General features: G+C 73.2%; 3 protein-coding genes. All 3 read right to left on the bottom strand.

The features are described 5' to 3' along the window. On the bottom strand, positions 1-1,289 hold a 1,289-nt coding region (locus N4P33_RS33005; protein ID WP_260830613.1), incomplete at its 3' end, for a nickel transporter. Continuing rightward, positions 1,286-2,845 carry a lipopolysaccharide assembly protein LapB gene (locus N4P33_RS33000; protein ID WP_260830612.1) on the bottom strand — a complete coding sequence of 520 codons (1,560 nt, stop codon included), beginning with the start codon at positions 2,843-2,845 and terminating at the stop codon, positions 1,286-1,288. The genes N4P33_RS33005 and N4P33_RS33000, both read right to left, overlap by 4 nt. 104 nt (positions 2,846-2,949) lie before the next feature. After that, a complete protein-coding gene (locus N4P33_RS32995; RefSeq protein ID WP_260830611.1) occupies positions 2,950-4,482 on the bottom strand; it encodes a DUF4331 domain-containing protein in 1,533 nt (510 codons plus the stop codon). Positions 4,483-4,703: the final 221 nt, after the last annotated feature.

Here is a 4,703-nt window from a genome sequence, read left to right as displayed (position 1 = left end):
GGTGCGGCGGGGTGGTCCGGGGTGTGGTCGTGGTCGGGGCTGTTGCCGGAGGAGTGGGCGTGGGCGAGCTCGTGGTCCTGGGTGTCACCGGCCGCGTGTGCGAGCTCATGGTCGTGCCTGTTGCCGGACCCGTGCGCGTGAGCGTGCCCGTGGTCGTGCTCGTGTTCATGGTCGTGTCCTGCGCCGTGCTCGTGCCGGCGTTCATGGGGGTGTGCGTGGGCGTGCGCATGGCTGTGCGGGTGGCCGTGCGCGTGGTGCCGGTTGCGCAGGGCCCGGCGTACGAGGCTTGCGCCGGCCAAGGTGACCAGGGCGCCGCTCGCGATGCCGAGCCAGGCGATCACCGACGGTGCCGCGGCGGAACCCGCCGTGACCAGCAGGCCCAGGGCGACCACGCCGAGGGTGTGGGTGACCGTCACGGACGCGGCCATGGGCAGGACGTCCCGGAGCCGGGCCCTGCCCCCGCGTGCCGCCGCCGTCGCGGCCATCAGAGTCTTGCCGTGGCCCGGCGCGAGGGCGTGCATCGCGCCGAGGGCGACCGCGATCAGCAGGGCGAGCGCCGCGAACCCGGCGGTGAGGTCGTGCCGGGCGACCAGTTCGTCGAGCGCGCGGGTCCAGCGGTCGGCTCCGCGCGGCAGTACGGAGGCGGCGGGCGCGTCGGTGTTCTCCTCCGCCAGGGCGGGACCGCCGGGGCGGATGCGCAGGGTCGCGCTCGTGGTGTCGGCCGGGGAGGACAGCAACTCCTCCGGGTAACGGGTCAGTTCACGGGACAGCGACGACTTCGGTACGTCCGACGCGGTGAGCGTCATGCGGTCGCCCCGCGCGGTGATCTCCCGCCAGCCGGGCCCGGACGACGCGCCCGCGCCCCGGAAGCCGACCGCCACGGTCTCGTCCTCGGGCAGCGGAGCGGTCAGCCCGCACTCCACGCGCAGGGTGTCGAGCCCGGCCTGACCGGGCCGCACGCGCGCGTGGCTGCGCTGCACGGCGACCGGTACCTCGCGCCCGTCGACGCGGACCTCGCTGTCCCGGGCCGCCGCGGCACAGCGCTCCCGGGCCCAGCGCTCCATGCCCAGCCGGTCGATGTCACCTGCGGCCTGGGTGGCCGGTATCTCGGCGAGGTCCTCCACATGCCGGACGCGGAGTTCGCCGGGCGCGGCGACCAGGCCGTCGTAGCGGTTGACGGTGAAGTTGCCGAGCGGATGGGCGCTCGCCGAGGTGGCCGGGACCATCGCGAGCGCGCAGGCGGCGGTGAGGACGGCGGCGCCCCCGGCGAGCGTACGGCGGAGGTTCAACGCGCCCCCTCAAGGTCCTTCAGGGCGGCCCGCGCCTCACGGGCGCCCAGCGGTGAGAAGCCGGGGTTGAGCTCCAGCGCCGCCGTGAGGGAGGCGCGGGCGGCGCGGTCGTCGCCGGTGGCGCGTTCGATCACGCCGCGGTGGTAGAGGAACGCGGCGTTGCGGTAACCGGTCGCCGTGGCCCGGCGGGCGTAGGGGAGGGCCTCCTCGTCACGGCCGTTGACGTGCAGCGCCCAGGCGAGGGCGTCCGCCGTGTGCACGCTGTGCCGGCGGTCCCACTCGGCGCGGGCCGCGCGCAGCGCCTGCTCGGGGTCGCCGTGGTCGGCGATGGCGAGGGCGGTGTCGAGGTCGGCGTTGACCCCGCCGGTGCGGGCGAGGGCGGTCCAGGCGTCGACGAGGGCGTACTGGTCGCGGGCCCTGGCCCGGTCGCCGTCGGCGCCGCGGTCCTCGTACAGCTCGCCCAGGGCGACCAGCGGGCCGGGCAGCGGGGAGCGTACGACGACCTGCTCCAGCGTCTCGATGGCGCCCGCGCGGTCGCCGCTCGCGGCCTGGGCGCGGGCGCGGCCCTCCAGCGCGGGCAGATGGCCGTCGTCGGCGGCGAGCGCACGGCCGTAGTGGCGCAGGGCGGTCTGGTGATCCCCCTGGTTCCAGGCGAGTTGCCCGAGCGCGGTCGCCACGTATGCCACGTCCGCGGGCGAGGACGCGCTGTCCAGCGCCTGTTCCAGCACCCGGCGCGCGATGCCCACGTCCCCGCGCAGCTCCCGCACGTACGCGTACCGCGTGAAGACCGGCACGCCCGGCCGGCGGTCGTCGGCGAGGTCGGCGGCCTCGGCGGCGTCGTCGTACCGGCCGAGCTCGACGAGCGCGTCGATGCGCGAGCACAGCGCGCGCTCGCTGTAGGGGTTTTGCTGCAGCGCCTGCTCGGCGTACTTCAGCGCGCCGGTGAAGTCGTGCCGGGCGGCGGCGAGGGCGGCGCGTCCGGCGAGGGCCTGGTCGTTGCCGGGTTCGACGGCGAGGGAACGCTCCAGCGCCCGCTCGGCCTGGGGATAGCGCGAGGGGTCGCCCTTGACGCGCGCCTGCTCGACATAGGCGATCCCCAGCGCGGCCCACCCACCGAAGTCCCGTGGCTGGACCCGCAGATGAGCCTGCAGAGACCGGATGCCCGCGTCGAGATCCCCGGCGAGCGCGGCGGGGGCCGGCGCCCCGGCAGGAGCGACGTCACTCACCGCCGGGTCACTCTGCCGACCTCCCCCGACCGCCACGGCCCCGGCGGTCATGGCGACGGCCAGCAACACGGCACAACCCGCCACATGCAGCCCCCGCGCCCGCCGCGCGGCAACGAAGAACCGCCGCAGAGCGGCGACACGGGGAGGGGCGGAGGCGGGGCCGTCGACGCCGGCGGAGGACGCGGAGCCGGAGGCGAGTCCCTCGGGGTCGTCGGTCTGTGGGGCGGTGTCTGCCGGTGCTTCTCCCGGGCCCCTCGGTGCGGTGGCGGGGGTGAGCCGTCCCGTGGGCTCGTCCTTCTCCTGGGCGCCGGCCGGCGTGCGCGGAGGCATGCCCTCTCCTTGGTTGGTCGGTCGGTGGGGCGGGGTGGGCGGCGCGGCCCGTGCCGTGGGGGATGGGTGGGGAACGGGCCGCGCCTGTCGGTGGGGCGGGGCCGTCAGTACGCGCGGTCGCGCATCCGGCGCCACCACAGCAGGGCCGCGCCGATCAGCAGAATTCCGCCGGCTCCCGCGCCCGCGGACGCGGCGATCAGGGTGGTGTTGTCGGAGGCTTGCGCACCGGCAGGCCGCAGCGCGTCGCCCAGCTGGTTGCGTACGTCGTTGCCGCTGTCCACGCCCTTGGCGAGCGGTCCCCGCGAGCCCTCCGTCGGATTGGCCAGGTACGGGAAGGACGCGCCGAACTTCTTGTCGTTGGCGTCGACCGCGTCACCGAGGTCGTTCTTCGCGCCCACCAGCTCACCCTCGACGACCTGCAGCGACGCGTCGATCACATCGTCGGTCAGCCGCCGTCCGTTGGGGAAGCCCGCGTTGTCGCCGTCCAGCACACCCAGCCGCTTGGGCTTCGCCGCCGGTTCGACCGAGGTGTTGAGGCGCAGCATCTCCGAAGGAGTCACGTGCGGCGGCTGGTTGAGGCCCTCGACGCCCTTGAGGAACACGTCGACGAGATCGTTGCGCGGCTCCTTCGGCGCCGGGATCTTGTAGATCGCCTCGATCAGCTTCGGCAGCTCCGGGTTGGTGACGTTCTTCAGGAACTGCGCGTCGTCCCGGGGCGTGGACGCGTTGAACGTGTCCTTGTCCTTCAGCGGGTTGACGACCTCGTTGACCAGCGGGTTGCCCAGCCGTGAGACCTGCGTGAAGTGACCCTGCGCGTTCTTGCGCTGGGTCGTCGACCAGATGCCGACGATCGGCTGCTCCGCCGACTCGGTGATCATGTGCGTCGGCACCTGCAGGGCAACGGAGTTGACGTTGTAGCCCTTGAGCGTGTCGTTCCCGACCTCGGAGAGGTTCCCGCCGTACAGCAGGTCGAAGACGCGCAGGTCCAGGAAGAACGGGTCGTCGGCCTGCCCGGCGAACGTCGTCGCGCCGCCGGCCAGTTCGTGGATCGCCTGCTTGCGCAGCGTGTCGTAGTCGGGCATGGACGCCTTGCCGACGTTCGACGGCGCGACCGGCACGTCGTCGGCGACCTTGGTCCTCGACACCGCCTTCAGATGGCGCAGCTTGACCAGTTCGAGGTCGTACGTCTGCGTGATGTTGAGGTCGGGGTCGTCGAGGCTGGTGACCGGACCCGTGTTGTAGAGGAACGTCTTGTCGTTCTTCGTGTGCGTCTTGAACGTGTACCGGAACAGCAGGTCTTCCTGCGCGTCCCCGTCGCTGTCGACGCGCAGGTCGTACTGGGCGTCCTCGGCGAACGTGAAGAAGTTCGGTCCGCCGGCCGGCTCCTCGAAGGGGATCCAGTTCGCGATGATCGTCGTCGTGTCCGGCTTGTCGGGACTGACGAACGCGTACAGGTCCGTGTTGTCGTACTGCGGGGTGCCCGAGATCAGCGGGGCCTCCCGGTGGCTGGAGGCGGAGGCCGCCCCCGGTTCCAGCGTGGTCACACCGGCGGCTGCGAGCCCCCCGGCGGCCAGCGCACCACTGATCAGGGTCGCGAGGCTCCTGCGTCCCACGCCCGTCCTGGAGTTAGGTGTCATGCCGTCCGTCCTCAGTGCCAACTTGCCTGACGCACCGGGATTCGGAGTGGGGCGCGCACCGGATTGGTCGAGTTTCCGAAAGCTCTTCCGGGGGCCTTAGGGGGTGTCCGCAAAGTCCCGCCTGCCCTGCGACGCCCGGCACGCTCCCCCACTGCCTTAAGGGCGTGGGAGGTGCCCCCACTCGCCGCACCGGGCGAACACCCGAGTACAACCAGTACGCG

The sequence above is a fragment of the Streptomyces sp. 15-116A genome, from assembly GCF_025290915.1.
Classification (GTDB): domain Bacteria; phylum Actinomycetota; class Actinomycetes; order Streptomycetales; family Streptomycetaceae; genus Streptomyces.
The sequence above is the reverse complement of the archived record's forward strand: the minus strand, read 5'-3'. Positions and strand labels throughout refer to the sequence as shown.

Bases quoted from the DNA above. Each gene is read 5' to 3' on its own strand.
- N4P33_RS33000 (WP_260830612.1), bottom strand. From the start codon at position 2,845: ATGCCTCCGCGCACGCCGGCCGGCGCCCAGGAGAAGGACGAGCCCACG.
- N4P33_RS32995 (WP_260830611.1), bottom strand. From the start codon at position 4,482: ATGACACCTAACTCCAGGACGGGCGTGGGACGCAGGAGCCTCGCGACC.